This is a genomic window from Pseudomonas avellanae BPIC 631 (assembly GCF_000444135.1).
GTDB classification, from domain to species: Bacteria; Pseudomonadota; Gammaproteobacteria; order Pseudomonadales; family Pseudomonadaceae; genus Aquipseudomonas; species Aquipseudomonas avellanae.
Window position 1 is genome coordinate 1 of record NZ_ATDK01000393.1, and the last position, 4,495, is coordinate 4,495.

The following is a 4,495-nucleotide window of genomic DNA, read 5'->3' on the forward strand; positions in this document are numbered from 1 at the left end:
CGTTTGGAACGCTAAGGGAGAAGATATTTTGAACAAAATACAGCGAGCCCGCGCGGCAATGAGCACGCAGGCATGAGAGAAGTTAATTTTGAGACGGCACACTAGAAACCAAACTCCAAAAAGCCCGCCACCTTAAACAAGGCATGATGCAGGAACTCCTCACTGGAAGGATTCGATTGGTATGAGTGAACACCAGCAGCGGGAATGGAAGGCCGTGTGGCGCGACGAGTATCTGAAGTGGATATGCGGTTTCGCCAATGCTGAGGGCGGCGTGCTGGAAATTGGCCGCAGCGATTCCGGCGAACCAGTGGGTGTGGTCGATGCGGCCCGCCTGCTGGAGGAGATCCCGAACAAGGTGCGCGATGTACTGGGGATCATGGTGGATGTGAACCTGTGTGAGGAAGCGGGCAAGGTACTGCTGGAGATTGTGGTGCCGGCATACCCCAGTCCGGTTAGCTACAAGGGCGAATACCACTACCGCAGCGGCAGCACTAAGCAGGAATTGAAAGGTGCAGCGCTGTCGCGCTTTTTGCTGCGCAAGCAGGGCCTGCACTGGGATGGCGTGCCGCTATCGGGCCTCACCCTAGACGATTGCCAGCCTGCCGCGCTGCAAGGGTTCCGCACTCGGGCGGCCAGAAGCGGGCGGGTGGACGACGCAGTGCTGGATGATAGCGACGCTGCCTTGCTGGCCAGCCTGCAACTGGAGGAAGGGCACTACCTAAAGCGCGCCACTGCGCTGCTGTTTGGCACCCAGCCCGAACGTTTCGTATCTGGCGCCTCTATCAAGATCGGTTTTTTCGTCACTGATGACGACCTGCGCTACCAGGATCAAATCCACGGCGACCTATTCTCTCAGGTGGAAAAGACCCTGGAGCTGCTGCACAGCAAATACCTCAAGGCGTATATTCGCTACGAAGGTATTCAGCGTGTTGAGCGTTACCTGTTCCCTTTGCAGGCCTTGCGCGAGGCGCTGCTCAACGCAGTGATCCACAAGGATTACGCCAGCGGCATACCGATTCAGATCAGTGTGTATGACCACCAGATCGTGATTTGGAACCCAGGCCAGTTGCCGGAGCATTGGACACAGCAACAATTGCTAGCCAAGCATCCGTCCCATCCTTTCAACCCGCTGTTGGCTTCGGCGTTCTTCCGCGCTGGCTACGTGGAGTCTTGGGGGCGTGGCATCGAGAAGATCCTCAGTGAATGCCGTAAGCACTGTATATCTGCTCCGTTATTTGACAGCAGCATGTCGGGATTGATGATTACCTTTCGAGCCGAGCCGGAGCAACTCGCCGAGGCTTTGGGTGAGGAGGTAAGATTGGATTTGGGGGTAATCCCGGCGGATCTAACGTTGATTACCCAAGAAGCTACCCAAGAAGCTACCCAAGAAGCTACCCAAGAAATCGATTCAGAATCGGTCCAAGGAAAAATTCTGACCTTATTACGTCAGCAACCGACGACAACCAGGCGGGAGTTGGCAACGCAGCTCGGCCTAAGTGCCGATGGCATCAAATATCATCTAAACAAGCTGCGAGCAGCCGGAGTGATCCGGCATGTTGGCCCAACCAAGAATGGACGCTGGGAAATACTCAAATGACCGATATCGGCAAAGCAGAACGCGTGACACAAAACCGTGTGGCTAAGTTGTTTGTTGAGGTGTTGGGTTACAGGCATCTCGGCGACTGGGCAGAGCGCGTCAACAACAGCAATATCGAAGAGGGTTTGCTCAGTGCTTACTTGAGCGGAGCGGGTTATAGCCAGGCGCAGATCAATGCCGTGCTGCACAAGCTCAACACTGAGGCCAACAAATCCGACCGCACGCTGTATGGCACCAATCGAGCTGTTTATCAGTTGCTGCGCTACGGTTTGCCGGTGAAAACCGAAGTCGGCAAGATGACCGAGACGGTGCATCTGATCAATTGGGTTGAGCCACTGAAAAATGATTTTGCTATTGCCGAGGAGGTTACGCTCAAGGGCAAGCTGGAGCGTCGGCCGGATATTGTGCTCTACCTGAACGGTATAGCTATTGGCGTGCTGGAGCTGAAGAACAGCCGCATTAGCATTGGTGACGGAATGCGCCAGAGCTTGTCCAATCAGCGGCCTGAGTTCAATGAGTGGTTCTTCAGTACCGTGCAGTTCGTCTTTGCTGGCAATGACTCTGAGGGGCTGCGCTATGGCACAACCGGCACTCAGGAAAAGTACTTTCTTACATGGAAAGAAGATGAATCCGATAATTGCCACTACAAACTGGACAAGTACCTGCTGAAAATGTGTGACAAGGCTCGGCTGATTGAGCTGATGCACGATTTTGTGCTGTTTGACGGCGGTGTGAAAAAGTTGCCACGAGTACACCAGTACTTCGGCATCAAAGCTGCGCAGGCGCATGTGAAGCAGCGCCAGGGCGGTATTATTTGGCACACTCAGGGCGCAGGAAAAAGCATTTTGATGGTGCTGTTGGCCAAGTGGATTTTGGAGAATAACCCGCATGCCCGAGTAGCCATCATCACTGACCGTGACGAGCTGGATAAGCAGATTGAAAGGGTGTTCCGCGATGCTGGCGAAACCATTTGCCGCACGGGCAGTGGCCATGAGCTTATGCGCCAGCTCAGTCAGCCAAGTCCACGCCTGCTGTGCTCGCTGGTGCATAAGTTTGGCGGCTCTACTAAAGGTAAAGATGACAAGGCCTTCGAGGCATTTATCAAGGAACTGCAGGCCCAACCTAGCCAGACCATGGGTGAGCTGTTCGTGTTTGTCGATGAGTGCCACAGGACTCAGGGCGGCCGGCTCAATCGAGTGATGAAGGCGCTGATGCCCAATGCGGTGTTCATAGGCTTCACCGGCACGCCGCTGCTCAAGCAGGACAAGGCCACAAGTCTGGAAGTGTTTGGTGGTTACATTCATACCTACAAGTTCAGTGAGGCGGTGGAAGATGGGGTGGTGCTGGACCTCCTCTACGAAGCCCGTGACATTGATACCAGGCTGGGGTCTTCAGAAAAAATTGACCAGTGGTTTGAGAACAGCACCAAGGCATTGAACAAGTGGCAGAAGGATGAACTGAAGCAAAAGTGGGGCACCATGCAGAATGTGCTCAGCTCCAAGTCGCGTATGGACCGCGTGGTGGCGGATATCATCTTCGACTTCAGTACTAAACCGCGCCTGTCCAGCCTGCGCGGCAACGCTATTTTTGTCGCCTCCAGCATCTATGAGGCTTGCAAATACTTCACTCTGTTCCAGAAGTCATTGTTCAAGAGCAAGTGCGCAATCATCACGTCCTACAACCCTTTGGCCAAGGATGTGACGCTGGAGGAAACCGGCGCGAATACTGAAACCGACAAGCAATTTATCTACAGCACCTACATGGACCTGCTGGAAGGTGTACAGGCAAAGCCTGGCATGTCCAAAACTGAAACGTATGAAGAACGGGCCAAGGCGCTGTTTATCAAGGAACCGGCCAACATGAGGCTGTTAGTGGTGGTGGACAAGCTGCTTACCGGATTTGACGCACCGCCGTGCAGTTATCTGTATATCGACAAGTCGATGCACGACCATGGCCTGTTTCAAGCCATCTGCCGGACCAATCGTCTGGACGGCGAGGACAAGGAGTTTGGCTATATTGTCGACTATAAGGACTTGTTCAAGAGTGTTGAGAATGCCATCGCGGTCTACACCTCAGAGCTGGATCACAGCGCTGGCGGAGTAGATCCAGAAGTGCTGTTGCACGATCGTCTGGCGCAGGGCAAGGAACGTCTGGACGATGCATTGGAAGCGTTGGCGCTGTTATGTGAGCCGGTAGCTCCACCCAAGGATGAGTTGGCACATATTCACTACTTCTGCGGCAATACCGAGATAGCAGATGATCTGCAAAACCGCGAACCACTGCGAGTAGTCCTCTACCGGACCATAGTTATGCTGTTGCGCGCGTATGCGAATCTGGCTGATGAGATGGAAGCGGCAGGTTACAGTTTGGCGCAGATTGAAGAAATCAAGCGCAGGCGGGATCGATACCTTATGCTGCGCGAAATCATCCGTATGGCCAGCGGGGAGACACTCGACATCAAGCCATTTGAAGCGGATATGCGGCATTTGATCGACACCTATATTGAGGCCAGCGAGTCGCGCAAAATTTCTCCCTTTGACAATATGGGGTTGCTGGACTTGATCGTGAAGACGGGTATTGGCCAGGCCATTGCCGAGAAATTAAGTGAGATGAAAGGCAATCAGGGAGCGATAGCCGAAACGATTGAGAACAACGTTCGCAGCAAGATCATCAAGGAAAACCTGACCGACCCGGCTTACTTCGCCAAAATGTCGGCGCAGCTCGATGAAATCATCAAGCTGCGTAAGGAAAAGGCCATCGAGTACGAAGAGTACCTCAAGCGGATTGGTGAGCTAGTGTACTGTTTTCGAAAAAACCAGCTACTAACTAACGTAAAATTCAAATTTTATCAATAACTTAGGTTGCGGGACACGGGTAAATTATTTCGCAAACAGTACA

At 53.2% G+C, this 4,495-nt stretch carries 2 protein-coding genes; both read left to right on the forward strand.

The features are described from left to right. Window positions 1–181 precede the first annotated feature (181 nt). The gene (locus tag DW49_RS0122760; protein WP_005620443.1) at window positions 182–1,597 is read left to right on the forward strand and encodes an ATP-binding protein; all 1,416 of its coding nucleotides are present in this window, start codon (window positions 182–184) and stop codon (window positions 1,595–1,597) included. Continuing rightward, window positions 1,594–4,452, forward strand: a complete 2,859-nt coding sequence (locus DW49_RS0122765) for a type I restriction endonuclease subunit R (RefSeq protein WP_024421424.1) — start codon at window positions 1,594–1,596, stop codon at window positions 4,450–4,452. Before DW49_RS0122760 ends, DW49_RS0122765 begins: the two co-directional genes overlap by 4 nt. Window positions 4,453–4,495: the final 43 nt, after the last annotated feature.

Bases quoted from the DNA above. Each gene is read 5' to 3' on its own strand.
- DW49_RS0122765 (WP_024421424.1), top strand. From the start codon at position 1,594: ATGACCGATATCGGCAAAGCAGAACGCGTGACACAAAACCGTGTGGCT.
- DW49_RS0122760 (WP_005620443.1), top strand. From the start codon at position 182: ATGAGTGAACACCAGCAGCGGGAATGGAAGGCCGTGTGGCGCGACGAG.